Genomic DNA, 17871 nt, shown 5'->3' with positions numbered 1-17871 from the left:
CGATCTCACAGGCGCTGAACATCTCAAACCCTGCGCCTATAAACAAGGAGAGCCGAAGCTCTCCTTTTTTACCAACAGCGATCAACCAATAGTCATCAAACTGGCATTCCCGCCCGCCGCCGCAGTGTTCACACTCACCGCCCGCTCAATCACCAGCCGCTCCAGCGCAATCTGGTGATCCCCGCTGGACAGCCCATGTACCCCCACGATGGCCCCGGCGCGCTTGGCGACCTGCTGGCACACCCCGCGCAGCTGGTCCGAGTCACCATGGTGGATCACGGCGTCGAACGCCACGTCATCCTTGCTCCAGTCCGCCGTCAATCGGACCTTGTCCTGCAGCTCGCGCGGCAGGCGATTGCGCAGGGCCTTGCCGGGTTCGCTGTCGGCCCACACCGCCGAACTGCCCACCGCCAGCACCGCAGCAAGCTGCGCGAGCAGGTCAGCTTCGTTGTCGGCCAGGCACAGCACATGCTCGCGGGGCAGGATGGTGTAGGTGTTGCGTTCGCCGGTCGGGCCAGGCAGCAGGCGCGCGATGCCGCTTTGCGACTGGGTGGCGAACTGGCTGCACAGCGTGGCCAGCTCGCTTAGCTGGTTGCCTTGTGCCCAGGCCTTCAATGCATGCAACGGCTTGACCAGTTGCTCATGCAGCGCACGGTCAGGCTTGCCGTCGCCGTCCTGCTGCTCGAAGTGCTGGCCGATGGCATCTGCCGGGCGGGTCGACAGCAGGCGGTACAGGTACAGCGGGCCACCCGCTTTCGGGCCGGTGCCCGACAAGCCTTCACCACCGAATGGCTGTACCCCGACCACGGCACCGACAATGTTGCGGTTGACGTACATGTTGCCGGCGTTGGCGCTTTCCACCACCTTGGCGATGGTTTCGTCGATACGGGTGTGCACACCCAGTGTCAGGCCGTAGCCGGAGTTGTTGATCTGCTCGATCAGCTGGTCCAGGTTGCGCCGGTTGTAGCGCACCACGTGCAGCACCGGGCCGAAGATCTCGCGCTTGAGCTCGTCGAAGCTGTCCAGCTCGATCAGGGTTGGCATCACGAAGGTGCCGCGCTTGAGCTCGGTGGCATCGGCGATGGCGACCTGGTACACCGCGCGGCCTTTCTCGCGCATGCCCTGGATGTGCTTCTCGATACCCGCCTTGGCTTCGCCGTCGATCACCGGGCCGATATCCACGGCCAGGCGGTCCGGGCAGCCGAGGCGGCTTTCAGCCATGGCGCCCTTGAGCATTTCGATCACGCGGTCGGCGCAGTCTTCCTGCAGGCACAGCACGCGCAGGGCAGAGCAGCGCTGGCCGGCGCTGTCGAAGGCCGAGGACACGACGTCGATCACCACCTGCTCGGTCAGTGCTGATGAATCCACGATCATCGCGTTCTGGCCGCCGGTTTCTGCAATCAGCGGAATCGGCCGGCCTTGGTTGTCCAGGCGCCCGGCCACATTGCGCTGCAGCAGGCGGGCGACCTCGGTGGAGCCGGTGAACATCACCCCTTTGACCCGCTCGTCGCCCACCAGGCCGGCGCCCACGGTTTCGCCGCGACCTGGCAGCAGCTGCAACACACCCTCCGGTATGCCTGCCTCCAGCAGCAGGCGAACGGCCTGGGCGGCGATCAGCGGGGTTTGCTCGGCTGGCTTGGCCAGCACCGGGTTGCCTGCTGCCAGGGCTGCCGCCACCTGGCCGGTGAAGATCGCCAGCGGGAAGTTCCATGGGCTGATGCACACCACCGGGCCCAGCGGGCGGTGGGCGTCGTTACTGAACGCGTTGCGCGCCTGTACGGCGTAGTAACGCAGGAAGTCCACCGCTTCGCGCACTTCGGCAATGGCGTTGGCGAAGGTTTTGCCCGCCTCGCGAATGAGCAGGCCCATCAGTGGCTGGATTTCGGCTTCCATCAGGTCGGCAGTGCGTTCCAGGATGGCTGCACGCTCGGCGGGCGGGGTGGCCTGCCAGATAGGCGCTGCATTCAGGGCGCACTGGATGGCGTTGTCCACGTCGGCGGTGGTGGCTTCCTGCACATGGCCCACCACATCGCGGTGGTCGGCCGGGTTCAGCACTTCAGCTACCGTGCCCTCGCTGGCAGCGCAGGCCAGCAGCGGCGTGGCCTTCCAGTCATTGTTGGCGGTCGCCAGCATGGCGCAGGACAGCGACGCCAAACGGTGTTCGTTGGCCATGTCGATGCCCGCCGAGTTGTCACGCTCGCTGCCGTACAGTTCGCGCGGCAGTGGGATGCGCGGGTGCGGCAGGCCGATGCTGCCTTCCTGGGCCCCCATGCGCTCGATGCTCTGCACCGGGTCGGCCACCAGTTCCTGAATGGAGATGGAGTGGTCGGCGATACGGTTGACGAACGAGGTGTTGGCGCCGTTTTCCAGCAGCCGGCGGACCAGGTAGGCCAGCAGAGTTTCGTGGGTACCCACCGGGGCATACACCCGGCATGGCCGGTTCAGCTTGCCGTCGGCAATCTTGCCCACCACCTGCTCGTACAGCGGCTCGCCCATGCCGTGCAGGCACTGGAATTCGTACTGGCCGGGGTAATAGTTCTGGCCGGCAATATGGTAGATGGCCGACAGGGTGTGGGCGTTGTGGGTGGCGAACTGCGGGTAGATGGCCTCCGGCACGGCCAGCAGTCTGCGGGCACAGGCCACGTAGGACACGTCGGTGTACACCTTGCGCGTGTAGACCGGGTAGCCTTCCAGGCCTTCGACCTGGGCACGCTTGATTTCGCTGTCCCAGTAGGCGCCCTTGACCAGGCGGATCATCAGGCGGTGGCGGCTGCGCTTGGCCAGGTCGATGACGTAGTCGATCACGTACGGGCATCGCTTCTGGTAAGCCTGGATGACAAAGCCGATGCCGTTCCAGCCCGCCAGCGCAGGCTCGAAGCACAGACGCTCGAGCAGGTCGAGCGACAGCTCCAGGCGGTCGGCCTCTTCGGCGTCGATGTTCAGGCCGATGTCGTATTGCTTGGCCAGCAGGGTCAGCGCCAGCAGGCGCGGGTACAGCTCATCCATCACCCGCTCGTACTGGGCGCGGCTGTAGCGCGGGTGCAGCGCCGACAGCTTGATCGAGATGCCGGGCCCTTCATAGATGCCGCGGCCATTAGAGGCCTTGCCGATGGAGTGGATGGCCTGCTCGTAGGAGGCCAGGTACTTCTGCGCGTCGTGCTCGGTGAGGGCGGCCTCACCCAGCATGTCGTAGGAGTAGCGGAACCCTTTGGACTCGAAGCGAGTGGCGTTGGCCAGTGCCTCGGCAATGGTTTCGCCAGTGACGAACTGCTCGCCCATCAGGCGCATGGCCATGTCCACACCCTTGCGGATCATCGGCTCGCCGCTCTTGCCGATGATGCGGGTGAGCGACGACGTGAGGCCGGCCTCGTTATGCGTGCTGACCAGCCTGCCGGTAAGCAGCAGGCCCCAGGTGGCCGCGTTGACGAACAGCGATGGGCTGTTGCCCAGGTGAGGCTGCCAGTTGCCGTTGCTGATCTTGTCGCGGATCAGCGCATCGCGGGTGCCCTTGTCGGGGATGCGCAGCAGGGCTTCGGCCAGGCACATGAGGGCCACGCCTTCCTGGGACGACAGCGAAAATTCCTGCAGCAGCCCCTGAACGATACCGGCGCGCCCGCCGGCGCTTTTCTGGTTACGCAGTTTTTCTGCGATGCCGGCGGCCATCTTGTTGGTGGCCTCGGCGAGCGGTGCGCTCAGGCGGGCCTGTTCCAGCAGCATGGGCACCACTTCCTGCTCGGGGCGGCGGTAGGCTGCAGTGATGGCCGAGCGCAGTACCGACTGGGGCAGGATGCTCTCGGCAAACTCCAGGAAGCACTGGTGGCCATGGTCGACCGGGGCATCCCCGGCATCCTCTGCCAGGCCACTGGCCTGGCCGTTGATTTCATTCAGGGTCGCGCCACCCTCGAGCTTCTCCAGGTAGTTGAAGATCGCCTGCTTGATCAACCAATGCGGCGTGCGGTCGATGGACTGCGCCGCGGCCTTGAGTCGTTCGCGGGTAGGGTCATCGAGTTTGACCCCAAGGGTGGTCGTCGCCATTTCTTATCCTCGTTATTGCCACGAATGTGGCGTCAGCTGGCGCCAAGATTATCCGCAGGGCGAACCGGGTGCAACCAGGTGCAACCCGAATTTCACGACAGCTGGGTGCAACTCGTCTGACGGTCGTTTCCGACGTTTCTGAAAGCGACATGAATGGTCGTTTCGTTCTAAAAATGCGCTTCCCATGCACTAAACAGGAGCAAAAAACAGGCTTTATCTGAAAATGCACGGGCAGGTGCAACTTGCAAATGAAAAATGGTTGCACCCCATTGCGTTGTTGCATAGCATTCCCCGCCTGGGTGCAACCGCCTCGACCGGTTGCACATGAAATAACAACAAACACCAGGGCACACACATGGGTAACCCAATCACGATCACGTTTGTGATCTACATCGCCGCAATGGTGCTGATCGGCTTCGCGGCCTACCGCGCCACTAAAAACCTTTCTGACTACATCCTGGGCGGTCGCAGCCTGGGCAGCGTGGTGACCGCGCTGTCTGCGGGGGCCTCCGACATGAGCGGCTGGCTGCTGATGGGCCTGCCGGGCGCCATCTACTTCGCGGGCCTCTCCGAAGCCTGGATCGCCATCGGCCTTACCGTGGGTGCCTACCTGAACTGGCTGTTCGTGGCTGGCCGCCTGCGCGTGCAAACCGAGCACAACGGCGACGCACTGACCCTGCCGGACTACTTCACCAGCCGCTTCGAAGACAAGAGCGGCCTGCTGCGCATCATCTCGGCCGTGGTCATTCTGGTGTTCTTCACCATCTATTGCGCCTCCGGCATCGTGGCGGGTGCCCGCCTGTTCGAGAGCACCTTCGGGATGTCCTACGAAACGGCGCTGTGGGCCGGTGCAGCAGCCACCATTGCCTACACATTCGTCGGTGGTTTTCTGGCGGTCAGCTGGACCGATACGGTGCAGGCCACGCTGATGATCTTCGCGCTCATCCTCACCCCGGTGATCGTGCTGATCTCAACCGGTGGTTTCGACCAGACCTTCGCGGCGATCGAGGCGGTCAACCCGGCCAACTTCGACATGCTCAAGGGTGCCAGCTTCATCGGCATCATTTCGCTGATGGGCTGGGGGCTGGGCTACTTCGGCCAGCCACACATCCTGGCGCGCTTCATGGCGGCCGACTCGGTGAAATCGATCGCCAACGCCCGCCGCATCTCCATGACCTGGATGATCCTGTGCCTGGTCGGCACCTGCGCCGTTGGTTTCTTCGGCATCGCCTACTTCTCCGCCAACCCGGAGCTTGCCGGGCCGGTCAACGAAAACCACGAGCGGGTGTTCATCGAACTGGCCAAGATCCTGTTCAACCCCTGGGTTGCCGGTGTGCTGCTGTCGGCCATCCTGGCGGCGGTCATGAGTACCCTGAGCTGCCAGCTGCTGGTGTGCTCCAGCGCCCTGACCGAGGACTTCTACAAAGCCTTCCTGCGCAAGAATGCTTCGCAGGTGGAGCTGGTGTGGGTTGGCCGGTTGATGGTGCTGGCCGTGGCGTTGGTGGCCATCGCCCTGGCGGCCAACCCGGAAAACCGCGTACTGGGCCTGGTGGCCTACGCCTGGGCAGGCTTCGGTGCAGCGTTCGGCCCTGTGGTGCTGATGTCGGTGCTGTGGAAGGGCATGACCCGCAACGGTGCACTGGCCGGCATCGTGGTCGGCGCTGTAACCGTCATCCTGTGGAAGCAGCTTGACCCATGGGGCCTGTACGAAATCATCCCTGGCTTCCTGCTGGGTACCCTTGCCATCGTGCTGGTCAGCAAGCTGGGCCGTCCGACCCAGGCGATGGTGCAGCGCTTCGAAACGGCTGATGCTGCCTATCACGCCGAAAAGTAAAGCTGGCGCAGCGGTGCCGGCCTAGCCGTCGGCACCAACCAGCAGCCAGGCCTGACGCGGCCGGCAAGGCAAGGTAAACTTGCCGCCCGCGCAGGAGTTGCCATGAACTATCGTCACGCCTTCCACGCCGGCAACCATGCCGACGTCCTCAAGCACATCGTGCTGACCCGCCTCATCGCCCTGATGTCGCGCAAGGAACAGCCGTTCGCCTACATCGACACCCACGCCGGCCTGGGGTTGTATGACCTTCAGGGTGACCAGGCGAGCCGTACCGGTGAGTACCTCGAAGGTGTCGCGCGCCTGTGGGGCCGTGACGACCTGCCGGCGATGGCTGCCGATTACCTCCGCATCATCAAGCGCCTGAACGCGGATGGCGAGCTGCGCTATTACCCTGGTTCCCCCGAACTGGCCCGCCGCCTGATGCGCCAGCAGGACCGTGCCCTGCTCAACGAGAAGCACCCTGAAGACGGGCCGCTGCTCAAGGAAAACATGAAAAAGGACCCGCGCGTGGTCGTGCACCTGGGCGAGGGCTGGCACGTGCCCCGGGCCCTGCTGCCGGTGCAGGAAAAGCGCGCGATCATGCTGATCGACCCGCCGTTCGAGCAGGCCGATGAGCTCAAGCGCTGCACCAGCGCCATGAAGGAGGCAATCGGCCGCATGCGCCAGACGGTCGCGGCCATCTGGTACCCGATCAAGGACCAGCGCTCCCTCACTCGTTTCTACCAGGACCTGACCAGCACGGGCGCGCCCAAGCTGCTGCGGGTGGAGCTGTATGTGCACCACCAGGACAGCCCGCAGGGGCTCAATGGCTCCGGCCTTGCCATTGCCAACCCGCCTTGGGGGCTGGAGGAAGAGCTCAGGGAGCTGCTGCCCTGGTTGGCCCGGGAGCTGGCGCAGACGGCGGGTAGCTACCGCATGGACTGGTTGATCGCCGAGTAACGTGCCTGGCCTGCCGGCGATAGGGCCAGTTGGAATTCTTTGCGTTATAATCTCGCCTTTTAGCCGCCACCCGCCCCTGGGGCCACTGGCGCATTTCTACAGAATGAAGAGGCTCATCCCTTGGCATTGACGATTCTTGGCCTGTCGGGCGCCCTTAGCCATGACCCTTCCGCGGCGCTGTACATCGACGGCAAGCTGATTGCCGCCGCCGAAGAAGAGCGCTTCGTGCGTGACAAGCATGCGAAGAACCGCATGCCCTACGAGTCGGCGAAGTTCTGCCTGGAGCAGGCCGGCATCAAGCCGTCGGACGTCGACGTGGTCGCCATCCCGTTCGCCCCCATCAGCCTGTTCGGCAAAGCCCGCTGGCATTACGCCAAGCGTTACTGGTACGCCCCGGACCGCGCCCTCGATGCCATCCTGATGGGCAACCGCCGCTACAAGCGCTACCGCAAGAAGATCGTCTGGTGCCTGGAGCAGCTGGGCTTCGACCCGAAAAAAATCAAGATCGAACCGGTCGAGCACCACCTGGCCCATGCGTCCAGCGCCTACCACTGCTCGGGTTTCAAGGAAAAAACCGCGATCCTGGGCATCGATGGCAAGGGCGAATACGCCACGACCTTCTTCGGCTACGGCGAAAACGGCAAGATCCACAAGATCAAAGAGTTCTTCGACCCCGATTCCCTGGGTGGCCTGTACGGTGCGATCACCGAGTTCCTGGGCTTTGAGATGCTCGACGGCGAGTTCAAGGTCATGGGCATGGCGCCGTATGGCGACGCCAGCAAATACGACTTCTCGCGTTTGGCCAGTTTCGAGAACGGCGAGTTGGTGATCAACACCGAGTACGCCAACGTCATCGGCTTGCGCCGCCATAAAGAGAAGGGCAAGGGCTTCTATTTCTCGCCCAAGCTGATCGAATGGCTGGGGCCCAAGCGCGAAGGCGATATCGCCGACGAGCCGTACATCCACTATGCCGCCAGCATGCAGGCCTTGTTCGAAAAGATCGCCCTGCAGATGATCGACCACTACCTGGGCGACACCTTGCGCGAAACCGGCAAGCTGGCATTTGCCGGTGGCTGCGCGCTGAACGTCAAGCTCAACCAGAAGATCATCGCCCGCTCCGACGTCAAGGAGCTGTTCGTGCAGCCGGCCTCCGGTGATGCTGGTACCGCCGTGGGTGCTGCGGCCTACGTGTCCCACGCCCGCGGTGTGCCGGTAGAGAAGATGGAGCACGTCTACCTCGGCCCTTCGTATTCCAACGAAGACGTGATCGCCGCCTGCGCCCGTCACCCGAATGCGCCCAAGTGGCGCAAGCTGGACGACATGCCGCAGCGCATCGCCAAGATCATGGTCGAGGGCAACCCGGTGGCCTGGTTCCAGGGGCGCATGGAGTTCGGCCCGCGTGCCCTGGGTGGCCGTTCGATCATCGGTTGCCCGAGCGTGCCGGGTGTGGCCAACCGCATCAACGAGCAAATCAAGTTCCGCGAGCGCTGGAGACCCTTCTGCCCGTCGATGCTCGACACCGTGGCCCCGCAGATGATCAAGGTCGATCACCCGGCGCCGTTCATGACCTTCACCTTCGAAGTGGCCGAAGAATGGAAAACCCGTGTACCCGAAGTGGTTCACGAGGACGGTACGTCGCGTGCCCAGGTACTCAAGCGCGAGTACAACCCGCGCTACTACGACATGATGAAGGCCCTGGAAGACCTGACCGGCAACGGTGTATCGCTGAACACCTCGCTGAACCGTCGCGGTGAGCCGATGATCTGCTCGCCAACCGACGCCCTGAACATGTTCTTCGGTTCCGACCTGCAGTACCTGATCATGGAAGACATCCTGGTCGTGAAGGACGGCGCCGCCGCGTATGACCAGCCGCTCTGAACCGCGCATCCTGCAGTTCTGCCATGGCTATGACGGGCCGTTCCTCGACTGTGCCCGTCAGTACGCCAGCCTGTTCCAGGGCAGCGGCTACAAGGTCACTACCGTGTTCCTCACCGGTGCGCCCGACCCACAGGTTGCGGCGGGTTGCGCCTCGGATGAAGTGCTGTTTCTGGGGTTCAGCTCCAAGGCCGTGCGTGGCCTGAAACTTGGCGCCATCCGCGCGCTGCGGCGCATTGCCGCCGAGCGCCAGTTCGCCTTCTGTATCGCCCACCGCTTCAAGCCCATCTATGTGGCCTTGCTGGCGACCGGTTTGCCGGTGATCGGCGTTCACCATGCTTTTGGTGACTATCAGCGCAAGGGGCGGCAGCTGTTCGCCAACCTGTTTGCCAAGCGCCTGAGCCTGCTGGGTGTGTCCGATGCGGTGCGTGACGACATGCGCCGCTGCCTGCCGAAGTGGCCGGCCGAGCGCATCCAGACCTTGTACAACCGCATCGATATCCAGGCCTTGCAGGCCGCCCTGGTGCCGCGCGCCGAGGCTCGTCAGGCCCTGGGCCTGGGCCCGCAGGCCTGGGTGGTGGGGAACGTCGGCCGCCTGCACCCCGACAAGGACCAGGCCACCTTGTTGCGTGGCTTTGCCCAGGCGCTGCCCGGGCTCCCGGCAGGTGCCCGCCTGGCGATCCTGGGCAAGGGGCGGCTGGAACCTGTGCTCAAGGCCTTGGCCAGCGAGCTGGGTATCGCCGGGCAGGTCGATTTTCTGGGCCAGGTGCCCGATGCGCGCCGGTATTTCCAGGCGTTCGACGTGTTCGCCCTGAGCTCCGACCATGAACCGTTCGGCATGGTCCTGCTCGAAGCCATGGTCGCCGGCGTGCCGGTGCTGGCAACCGCCTGTGGCGGTGCCCGCGAAGTGGTCGAAGGTGTGGGCATGCTGTTCCCGTTGGGTGACGCGGCGCAACTGGCCGAGGGCCTCAGGCACATGGCGCTGCTGGATGGACAGCAACGCACGGCTTGCGCCGAACACATGTTGCAACGCCTGGCGGAGCGCTTTTCTGACCAGGCGGTGCGCGAGGCCTTCTGGCAGCTGCCCCAGGTGCGCGCGTTGGTGGAGGCCTGATGCTCAATCATGTAAAGGCCCTGCGCGAGCGCGGCTGGCAAGCCATCGACGGCGAAGCCTACGCCCAGGCCTGGGCGCGTTTTGGTGGCAGCGTTGCGACCCACCCACAGGTGGTGCAACAGCTGGCCGACCTGGCCGGTATCCCGGTGCGCTACCTGGGCTGGCACCAGGCCGGCGAGTTGAAGGCGGCCATCCCCACGTGGGGGCGGCACCTGGCGCTGTCCAAGGACGTGCTCAAGCGAGCTGGCAAAAAAGCCCTGTTCGATCTGGGTAATGCTGAAATCATCCTGCCTGCGGCGCCTGATGCCGGTGCCCCGTTGCGCCATGCCGTGCGTTACCTGTCCGAGCTGAACCAGGGCCGTTTCAGCGGCCTCAAGGTGCAGAAGGAGCAGTTGGCCATGGCCCGGGCGCCAGAAGACCTGTCGAAGAAATTTCGCTACAACCAGCGCCGCGAACTGCGGCTGCTGGAAGAGGCGGGCGGTGTGGTAAGGCCCATCAGCGATTTCAGCGCCCAGCAAATCGCCGGCATGTACTGCGACCTGTTCCTGCGTCGCTGGGGTTTCCCGGCCACTGGCGCCCAGCAGATGGGTGAGGTGCTGGGGCGCTTGCACAACCTGTTGATCGGTTCGGTGCTGCTGCTGGGCGACAAACCCATTGCCATCCAGCTGGTGTACCGCGTCGAGGCGCCAGAGTGGATCAGCGTCGAGTACATCAACGGCGGGGTCGACCCCGAAACCAAGGCCTTCAGCCCCGGCAGCGTGTTGAGCTTTCTCAATACCCAGGCCGCCTGGGAACACGCCCGCGCCCTCGACAAGCCGCTGCGCTTCTCGTTCGGCCGGGCCGACCGCGAGTACAAGGACCGTTGGTGCAGCCCTGTGCCGGTGTATCAGGCGTGAGCCGCAAGCAGCAGTTGCTCAAGCGCCACCGGCGCAACAAGCGCCTGGGTCTGTTGATGGCCCTGGTGGTGCTGGTTGCGCTGGGGGGCTTCATCTGGTGGCTGCCGCTGCTGCTGTTGCCGCTGCTGTGGGTCGCCCACGAGGCGTGGCTGGCCGACCACCTGTTCTATGGGGCAGGCGAGGACTACACCTACCGTTTTCCGGCGGCCGATGAACTCCCCGGGGTGAGCCTGGAGGGCGGTCGCCTGATGGCTGAGGGGTTGCAGCCGCACCACGACGGCACGTTGCTGTTGCAGGTAACGCTGCGCTGTGGCGTGCTCGGGCGCCTGTTCGACCCAGGCGTGCGCATTCAGGGCCCGCATGGCGAAGACCTGCAGGTGTTCGAGCGGGGTGTACGCGGTGTGCGCTTCGTGAACCTTACCGGCCTCGGCCAGGCGCTGGCGGACGGCCAGGTGACCCTGCGCGGCCGCCATTGCCGGTTGGTTGGCCAGCCCCGGCTGTGGGCGTTTGCCCAGGAGGACCTGCGGCGCAAGCGCGTCATGGTCATCGCGCCCCACGCCGATGACGCCGAGCTGGCCGCCTATGGCCTGTACAGCCAGGCCGACGAAGCCTGGGTGGTCACCCTCACGGCCGGCGAGATCGAAGCGGAGCACTACCAGGCCATGGGCCTCTCGGCTGTGGAGGCTGCGCGCCTCAAAGGCAGGCTGCGGGCCTGGGACAGCATCGCCGTGCCGCGCTGGGCCGGGGTGCCAGAACGCAATTGTGTGCAACTGGGCTATTTCTGCCTGCAACTGCCTGCCATGCGCGATGCCCCGGCTTCACCCTTTGGCTCTCGTGAAGCCGACATGGCCGACACACGGCCGTTCCGCACGCTGAACCAACTTGCCCTGCCTGGCGACGATGGGGTGCCCACCTGGCACAACCTGCTGGCCGATCTGCGCGCGGTGCTGCAAGAGGCACGCCCGCAGGTGATCGTGATGCCCCACCCGGTCCTGGACCCGCACCCCGACCATGTGGCTGCCCAACAGGCGCTGCACGAGGCGTTGCAAGGGCTGGACTGGCAGCCTGAAACCCTGCTGGGCTACGCCAACCACCTGCACGACAACGACCGCTGGCCCATGGGCGACAGTGGCGCGGGCGTGGCCCTGCCACCCATGACCGGCGACCAGCCTGTAGGGCGGCCTTGCACACTGATGCTGGACGCACGCCTGCAGCGCGACAAGGCCATGGCGCTGGGTATGATGCATGATTTGCAGCCTCGGCCACCGTTCAAGCGGCGGCTGCGCCGTTTCATTCAGCGCTGGCTGGCTGGGCGGCGCCTGTCGCCGTATGGCGAAAATGAATTTTTCCGCAAGGCCGTGCGCCGTCACGAGCTGTTCTGGGTCTTGAAGGGCCGCCACCAGGGTGTTGATCGGGAAACCGTATGAAGCGCTACAAAGTCCTGCAACTGCAACCGGACTACAACATCAAGCAACACGACTTTGCCGACCTGGCCGAACAGATCTTCAAGGCACTGCCGGCTGACCGGTTCGAAACCACCATGGCGTTCCTCAAGGGCCGGCCGCAAGCGGGCCAGCCGGTGAGCCGCGCTGACCATTCTGTGTATTTCGATTTCGCCGACAGCGCCCTCAAAGGCATGCGCCTCAAGGCCCTGTGGCAGTTGTACCGGTTTTGCCGGCGCGAGCGCTTCGACGTGGTGATCTGCAACCGCTTCAAACCGGTAAACATGCTGTTGCAGCTCAACCGTTGGCTGAAGATTCCCCTGTGCATCGGTATTTCCCACGGCTTTGGCGAATACGACCGGTTTTATCGTCGGCGCCAGACACAACGGCTGATCGACCAGCACTGGCAGTTCGTGGGGGTATCGCCTGCCGTGAAGCAGTACCTGCTCGACTGCCGCTGCGGCTTCACCGACAGCAACACCCACGCCATCACCAACGCCATCGACACCGAGCAGGCCACGGCCTTGCAACTCACGCGCGTCGAGGCCCGTACGCAACTGGGCCTGGCCCAGGATGCGCGGCTGGTGGGGGCACTGGGCCGGCTGGTGCCTGTGAAGGGGCACACCTACCTGCTCCAGGCGTTCGCTGCCTTGAAGGACAAATACCCCAACGCGCAGTTGGCCATCATTGGTGCCGGTCGAGAACAGGCGCGTCTACAGGCGGAAATCGAACGCCTTGGGCTGGCAGGCCGTGCGCACCTGCTGGGTTTCAGGGACAACGCCTTGCGTTATGTGCGGGCGTTTGACATCTGGGCCATGCCGTCGCTGGCAGAAGGCCTGGGCCTGGCGTTGCTCGAGGGCATGAGCGGGCGCTTGCCGGTCATCGCCAGCGATGTACCTGCCATGCTGCCGCTGATTACCGGCGCAGGCGGCGAAGTGGTCAAACCGGCAGACGTGGCCAGCCTTGCCGCCGCGCTGGACCGCTACCTGGCGCTGGATGACAACGCGCTGCAGGCCAAGGGCGAGCAGGCGTTCGACTACCTCAACCACAACCATGACATCACGGTGTTCCGCCAGCAGTACCTGGCGCTGATCGAGTCTGGCCTGGCCGCCCAGGAGGCAAAATGAGCGCCGAGCAAACCCTGGTGACGGTGATCATCGCATCGTACAACCACGGCCCCTACATCGAGCAAAGCATCCTCAGCGTGCTCAACCAGACCTACCCGCACATTGAATTACTGGTGATCGATGACGGCTCGTCGGATGACAGTGTCGAGCGCATACAGCGCCTCCAGGCCCAGCATGGTTTCGACTTCCGCGTGCAGCGCAACAAAGGCCTCACGCAAACCCTGAATGACGCCATTGCCCGTGCCAGGGGTGAGCTTATTGCCCCGTTCGGCTCGGACGACATCATGATGCCGGACCGTATCGCGATCCAGGTGCAGTACATGGCCGACAAGCCCGAAGTGGGTATCTGCGCTGGCAACATCGAGCTGATCGACGCCCAGGGCGAACTGTTCCCTGAGGCCCGCCAGCGCCGTGACGTACCGTTCCGGCGCCTGGATTTCGAGGATATGTTCCTCGAGCGCAAACCGTACCCGCCCGCACCCACGCTGCTGATCCGCCGTGAGGCGCTGCAGAAGGTTGGTGGGTTTGACCCGGATGTGCGCCTGGAAGACCTGATGATCGAGCTGAAGGTGACCCACGCCGGTTACTTCATCGATGGCTTGAGCGTGGTCATGGCGCGCTACCGCAAGCACGCCAGCAACACCTACAAGAATCACCGTTTCATGATCGACAACATCCTGCGCACCTACGCCAAGTTCAAGGACCACCCGGCCTATGAAGAGGTGAAGTTCAAGGCCTTGAACTCGATGTTCCTCAAGGTGGCCAACCGTGATCGCAAGCTGGCCCGTGAGCTGTTGGCGCAGATCCCCCTGCGGGCCTACACACGCAAGACCTGGCGTGGCCTGGGGCGGTTGTTGTTCTCGCCGCTGGAAAAGGCCTGATCGGCCATGGGGTGGATTTCGCGTTACCTGGCCAAGCGGGCCAAGCGGGCCATTCGCAAGCTGCCGGCGATTGAGCGTGGCCAGGCGCGGTTTGCTGCGCGCTACCCGCAGTACGCCTTTGGGGTGGGGAGCTACGGCGTGCCTGAGGTGCATGACTGGAATGAAGGTGCAACCCTGCGCATTGGCGCGTATTGCTCCATCGCCGAGGGCGTGCAGATTTTCCTCGGTGGCCATCACCGCGCGGACTGGGTAACCACCTATCCGTTCCCGGCCATGCTCAAGGAAGCAGCCGGGATCGAGAACTACGCTTTCAGCCGTGGTGATGTCTGCATCGGCAACGATGTGTGGCTGTGCTCCAACTGCACCCTCCTCTCGGGGGTGAGCATTGGCAGTGGCGCGGTGGTAGCCGCGGGTGCGCTGGTGACCCGGGATGTGCCACCTTACGCGGTGGTGGGCGGCAACCCGGCGCAAATAGTGCGTTGGCGCTTCCCGGAAGAAGTGCGCGCCCAGCTGCTGGCCAGCGCCTGGTGGGACTGGCCGCCGGCCGAAATTGCCCAGGTGGTGGGCAAGCTGTGCAGCGAGGATATCCAGGAGTTTCTGGACTACGCCCGGCAGCGCGGGTCAGGCGCGGTTCGCTGAGCCTGGCTCCAGCTGTGCACCGGTTGCCTGCTGTCGGCGGGCAAGGCGCTTGCCCAGGGCTATGCCGGGTTTCTCCAGCAGCAGGAAGGTCGCGCTGCTCAGGGCTACCAGCGCAATGCAGGCCACCACCACCAGTGCCATGAATGCCCCGGTGTCGTCATAGCTGAACCCGTACCGAGGGTACAGGTAGTAAGCCAGCCACCACAGCACCAGCCCATGCAGCAGGTACAGGCTGTAGCTGATTTCCCCCAGCCAGCGTGCGCTGCGCAGGCGCAGGGCGCCGAGCAGGTCGTTGCCGGACACCACGATGCAGAACACGATGCTGAGCAGCAGCAGCGGGAACACTGCAAAGGTCTTGTTCAACCCCAGCATGACCACGGCCAGCAAGCCCACGGCCACCCAGGTGCCCTGGCGGCGCTGCGCCCACTGCACCAACGCCGGCCTGCGTACCCAGTACACGGCGGCAATACCGCCTGCGAAGCTGAGCAGGTACTTTTTCTTCAGGGCATGCTCCCAGCCGACCAGCTGCGCCAGCCCGTACAGGGCAACCAGGCAGATCAAGGTTCTGAGCAGCGTGCCTCGGTAGACGAAGGCCATGCCCAGCAGCGGCAACGCCAGGTAGAAGTAGATTTCGTAGTTCAGGGTCCAGGTCACGTTCGAGATCAGGTTGCCGGTGCCCGCCAGCTGGTTGATGTCAGGGCGATGAAACGCCAGCCACCCGGCCAACTGGCCGATCAGGGCCAGCGGCGTGTCCAGCAACGCCCAGCCCTGCAGGTAGAACACGCTCAGCAGTACCACCGCCAGCAGGCCCAGGTACAGCGGGTACAGGCGCATCACCCGGGAGATGGCAAAGGCCCGCCAGTCAAATTGCCGGCCTTGCTGCAGCAGCCGGTTCCAGAACAGGAAACCGGTAATCATGAAGAACAGCGCCACCCCCACCTGGCCGACCTGGGCGAAGAACCGCTCGGGTGGCATGCCGATCTGGCCGGTGTATTGGTAATGCCAGGCAATCGCGGCGTGGTGAATGAACACGCCCAGGGCCAGGTAGCCGCGCAGGCCATCAAGGGTGGCCCAGCGGCCGGCGGCTGGTGCCAGGTGGCGAGCGACCAGGTTGCTGCGCAACAGCAGGCGGGCACTCAGCAGCGCCAGGGCAAAGACCAGGGCGCCCAGCAGGGGGGCCAGCAGCGCCATGTCAGCGCTGCACCCCGTGGGACAACTGCACTTTTTGGCGCACGGCGCGGCTCATGCTGCGGTTGGCCGACAGGTCATAGCCTTCCAGCAGGGCCTGAACGTTCTCTTCGAACAACCAATGGCGGTCTTCGTCGTAGCGCTGCATGTGCCGCAGGTTGCGCTGGCGCAGTTCGGCGGACAGGGGCGAGGGCAGTAGGCGCATGTCGGCCAGGTCGATCAGGCCGAACTCACCGTTGTCCAGCAGCAGTACGTTGCCTAGGTGCAGGGAGCGGAAGTACACCCCTTGCTGGTGCAGGCGGCCGATGAACTGGCCCAGGCGCCCGACCAGGGCCTGGCGCTCAGCCAGCGCCGGGCAGGCCTGCAGGGCCTGGCGCACGGTGCGGCCTGCCAGTGGCAGGTAACGCACGCCCTGTGAGCCGTCGGCGTAGTTCAGCAGCTCGACTACCTGTGGGGTGGCAATGCCTTCCAGGGCCAGTTGCTGGCTGTTTCTGACGAAGCGCCGGGCATAGGGGTAGAAGCTGCCGGCCGTGTACCAGGGGCGGGCACGGAACAGCTTGAGGAAGCTGCCATCCTGCAGCAGCAGCACCTTTGGCCCAAGGCCATCTTCTTCGATGACCTTGGCGCCCTGGCGCAGCGCCTGCACCTGTGCAGGGGTCAAGGTGTGGCGAGTTGCTGCAACCAGGCGGCCGCCTCGGCGGGCGACGTTCAGCCCGGCGATCAGGGCCAGCGGGATCCACAGCAGGAACCAGTGCTCCTTTGGCCTCGAGAGGATGCCACCGCCTTCGGTCAGGCCTGCGCCGATGCCGAATACCAGCAGCGCCGTGGCCATCTGCAGGGCCGGGTGCCTGCGGTATTTCCAGCCGCTATACAGGGCGTAGCCAAGCATGCCAAGCCAGGGCAACATGCCCAGGATGCCAACGTAATACAGGACGCCCATGGCGAAGCTGTGGGGTTCACTGAAGGGGTAACCCACCCCCACATCGATGCTCAGCGGCGCGTCATAGCCATGGCCGATCAGCGGATGCTGCAGGAACAGCTCCCAGGTGGTGTGCCAGATCTCGAAGCGGTAAGAGTCGCCCCGCGCCGTAATCAGTTGCGGGTCAACCAGCAGCACCAGCACGATGAACACCGGCGCCGCCAGGAACAACGGAATGGAGCGGCGGTCCAGGCACAGCAGGGCGATCCAGTTGACGGCCAGGGTCATGGCCACCAGCGGTGTGCGGGAGCCGGTCGCGACCACGGCGGCGAACATCACCGCGAACGCCGCCGTGCACAGCGCCACGGTGAGTGCACGCTTGCTGTTGACCGCCATCCACAGCCAGTAGACACCGAAGAAACCGAACAGGTGAGAGCTGAGCAACGGGTTGTCCAGAGCCCCCGCGCCGATCAGCCGGCTACCTGGCTGGTAGGTCAGCACGAAGGTGGACAGGTCGCGCAGGGTGGCCACCAAGGCCAGCAGGGCAGCCCCCAGAAACAGCGCCTTGAGGGCTTCGGGGCGGTAGCGCAGCATCAGGCCAGTACCCAGGAACAGCATCAGGGTGTGCAATGGGCGCTTGATCAGGTTGTCGGCCTCGGTGGGCGAAGGCGACCAGGCCAGGCTCAGCACGGCATAGCCGGCAAACAGCAGGAACAGCCACAGCAGCGGCTCGCGCAGCAATGGCTTGAGTGCACTTGGCCGCACGCACAACGCCAACAGCGTCGGGATGCTGAACAGGCCGTAGTACAGCTTGTGATGCAGGCTGCGATCGGGCAGGAAGAACAGCGCACCCAGCAGCGAGAGCATGCCGGCGGGCAGCAGCCACAGGCACACGAAATCGTAGAAGCGGTTGCCGACGTTCTGGAGGCTGCTTGGGGACATGAGCGAAACGGGCCTGGGTGTGAAGAACGGGCAATGTTAA

The 17871-nt window shown here is 64.5% G+C and carries 12 protein-coding genes; 9 read left to right on the top strand and 3 right to left on the bottom strand.

Annotated features, from left to right (window positions below; genetic code table 11):
- Positions 1-81: 81 nt before the first annotated feature.
- Positions 82-4035 (bottom strand): trifunctional transcriptional regulator/proline dehydrogenase/L-glutamate gamma-semialdehyde dehydrogenase, encoded by a 3954-nt coding sequence (putA, locus tag PPA02S_RS15165; RefSeq protein WP_028631883.1) that lies wholly within the window; start codon positions 4033-4035, stop codon positions 82-84.
- 355 nt (positions 4036-4390) lie between these two features.
- On the opposite strand from putA, the gene putP reads away from it, so the two are divergent.
- From putP to PPA02S_RS15120, 9 genes are all read left to right on the top strand, one after another.
- Complete coding sequence (gene putP, locus PPA02S_RS15160; protein WP_028631882.1) at positions 4391-5869, top strand: sodium/proline symporter PutP; 1479 nt, start codon at positions 4391-4393, stop codon at positions 5867-5869.
- A gap of 102 nt (positions 5870-5971) precedes the next feature.
- Positions 5972-6808, top strand: coding sequence for a 23S rRNA (adenine(2030)-N(6))-methyltransferase RlmJ (locus tag PPA02S_RS15155; RefSeq protein ID WP_028631881.1), 837 nt, complete (start codon positions 5972-5974; stop codon positions 6806-6808).
- 120 nt (positions 6809-6928) lie between these two features.
- A complete protein-coding gene (locus tag PPA02S_RS15150; RefSeq protein ID WP_028631880.1) occupies positions 6929-8686 on the top strand; it encodes a carbamoyltransferase family protein in 1758 nt (585 codons plus the stop codon).
- A complete protein-coding gene (locus PPA02S_RS15145; protein WP_028631879.1) occupies positions 8670-9797 on the top strand; it encodes a glycosyltransferase in 1128 nt (375 codons plus the stop codon). The genes PPA02S_RS15150 and PPA02S_RS15145 overlap by 17 nt, the downstream gene beginning before the upstream one ends.
- Positions 9797-10693 carry an antimicrobial resistance protein Mig-14 gene (locus PPA02S_RS15140; protein WP_028631878.1) on the top strand — a complete coding sequence of 299 codons (897 nt, stop codon included), beginning with the start codon at positions 9797-9799 and terminating at the stop codon, positions 10691-10693. Before PPA02S_RS15145 ends, PPA02S_RS15140 begins: the two co-directional genes overlap by 1 nt.
- Entirely contained in the window at positions 10690-12120 is a 1431-nt protein-coding gene (locus PPA02S_RS15135) for a PIG-L deacetylase family protein (RefSeq protein ID WP_042141827.1), read from the top strand. The genes PPA02S_RS15140 and PPA02S_RS15135 overlap by 4 nt, the downstream gene beginning before the upstream one ends.
- Positions 12117-13262, top strand: coding sequence for a glycosyltransferase (locus tag PPA02S_RS15130; protein WP_028631877.1), 1146 nt, complete (start codon positions 12117-12119; stop codon positions 13260-13262). The genes PPA02S_RS15135 and PPA02S_RS15130 overlap by 4 nt, the downstream gene beginning before the upstream one ends.
- Positions 13259-14143, top strand: a complete 885-nt coding sequence (locus PPA02S_RS15125; RefSeq protein WP_028631876.1) for a glycosyltransferase — start codon at positions 13259-13261, stop codon at positions 14141-14143. Before PPA02S_RS15130 ends, PPA02S_RS15125 begins: the two co-directional genes overlap by 4 nt.
- A 6-nt stretch (positions 14144-14149) precedes the next feature.
- Positions 14150-14782, top strand: coding sequence for a CatB-related O-acetyltransferase (locus tag PPA02S_RS15120; protein ID WP_028631875.1), 633 nt, complete (start codon positions 14150-14152; stop codon positions 14780-14782).
- Here PPA02S_RS15120 and PPA02S_RS15115 read toward each other — a convergent pair.
- Together PPA02S_RS15115 and PPA02S_RS15110 are read right to left on the bottom strand one after the other, a co-directional pair.
- Positions 14765-15973 (bottom strand): acyltransferase family protein, encoded by a 1209-nt coding sequence (locus PPA02S_RS15115; protein WP_028631874.1) that lies wholly within the window; start codon positions 15971-15973, stop codon positions 14765-14767. The genes PPA02S_RS15120 and PPA02S_RS15115 overlap by 18 nt on opposite strands.
- A 1-nt stretch (position 15974) precedes the next feature.
- Positions 15975-17831: a bifunctional O-antigen ligase/aminoglycoside phosphotransferase family protein gene (locus PPA02S_RS15110; protein WP_028631873.1), complete on the bottom strand. Its 1857-nt coding sequence runs from the start codon at positions 17829-17831 to the stop codon at positions 15975-15977.
- Positions 17832-17871: the final 40 nt, after the last annotated feature.

The organism is Pseudomonas parafulva NBRC 16636 = DSM 17004 (assembly GCF_000730645.1).
GTDB classification, from domain to species: Bacteria; Pseudomonadota; Gammaproteobacteria; order Pseudomonadales; family Pseudomonadaceae; genus Aquipseudomonas; species Aquipseudomonas parafulva.
This window is presented reverse-complemented; position numbering and strand designations above follow the sequence as displayed.